This window comes from Microbacterium sp. KNMS (genome assembly GCF_053851835.1).
The window spans coordinates 1-1,446 of the sequence record NZ_JBSQBP010000052.1; the positions used below are offsets into that span (position 1 = coordinate 1).

The following is a 1,446-nucleotide window of genomic DNA, read 5'->3' on the forward strand; positions in this document are numbered from 1 at the left end:
GAGCTTGTCAAGTTGTGTGTGTAAGGAGTTGGGTCCTCGGGGTCAGAGGTAGGGCTCGATGCGCTCGGGGTAGACGAGGGCGAGTTGTTCGAGGGCCTTCTTCCAGTTCGTGACGACTTGACCTTCGACGAGGCGTCCGCTGGTTTTGTGGTTCTTGCTGCGTCGAGACGCGCGGTCGCGGGCTCGTTTGTCCTCGATGTCGCAGATCGCGAGCCAGAGGAGCTTCACGACGGCTTGGTCGTTGGGGAAGTGGCCGCGGTTCTTGATGACCTTCCGCAGTTGGAAGTTCAGCGACTCGATCGCGTTGGTGGTGTAGATCACCCGGCGCAGCTCGGGCGGGAACGCCAGGAACGGTGTGAACCGTTCCCACGCGTCCTCGAACACCCGCGCCGATCGCGGGTTCGCTCGCCCCAGCTCGGAGGCCTTGAACGCCTCCAGCTCGGCGCGGGCGGCGTCCGCGGTCGGGGCCTGGTAGATCGGCTTCAGCGCCGCGGCGACGGCCTTGCGCTGCCCGTAGGCGACGAACCGCATCGCGTTGCGGATGAGGTGGACCACGCAGGTCTGGATCATCGAGTCCGGCCAGGTCGCTTCGATCGCCTCGGGGAACCCGGTGAGCCCGTCGCAGCAGACGATGAGGACGTCGCGGACGCCGCGGTTGGCGAGCTCCGCGCAGACCCCGGCCCAGAACCTCGCGCCCTCGCTCGCTTGGATCCAGATGCCCAGGACGTGCTTGATGCCGTCCATGTCGACGCCCACGGCGATGTGCGCGGCCTTGTTGCGCACGTGCCCGCCGTCGCGGACTTTGACCACGAGCGCGTCGAGGTAGATCACCGGGTAGAACGCCTCCAGCGGTCGGGTCTGCCAGGCCAGGACCTCCTCGGCGATCTCCTCGGTGATGTTCGAGACCGTCTCATGACTGAGGTCCACCCCGAGCGTGGAGACGAGATGGTGCTCGATATCGCGCACCGTCATCCCGCCGGCGTAGAGCGAGATGATCATCTCGTCCAGTTGTGACAGCCGCCGCGTCCCGACCGGCACCAGACGCGGTGCGAACGTCCCGTTCCGGTCCCGAGGGATCCGCAGCTCCACCTCCCCAGCCGTGGTCCCCACCGTCTTCGGATACGACCCGTTGCGCGAGTTCTCGTGAAGCCGCGCCTCAGGATCACCCTTCTCATAGCCGACATGAGAGGTCAGCTCCGCCTGCAGCCCCCGCTCCAGGCCCGCCTTGATCAGCTGCTGAACGAACCCGCCATCCCCGTCGAGCTGGACCTCGCCCGAATCGATCTTCTCGAACAGCTCATCCAGCATCCCGGACTCGATCAGACGCTGCGCGCCCTCCGCCTGAGACTTCCGACGCGCTTCCCGCGCCACCTTGTCGATCGCCAAGTGCGTGCTTCCTTTCGTAAGGAGAACCAGCACCCCTTACACACACCATTTGACACGCTC

The 1,446-nt window shown here is 65.7% G+C and carries 1 protein-coding gene; it reads right to left on the bottom strand.

Going from position 1 to position 1,446, the window contains the following annotated elements:
• Nucleotides 1-42: 42 nt before the first annotated feature.
• Nucleotides 43-1,308, bottom strand: a complete 1,266-nt coding sequence (locus ACWXWW_RS17790) for an IS256 family transposase (protein WP_374727766.1) — start codon at nt 1,306-1,308, stop codon at nt 43-45.
• Nucleotides 1,309-1,446 lie beyond the last annotated feature (138 nt).

Coding starts and splice junctions, on each gene's coding strand:
- ACWXWW_RS17790 (WP_374727766.1), bottom strand. CDS start 1,308: ATGCTGGATGAGCTGTTCGAGAAGATCGATTCGGGCGAGGTCCAGCTC.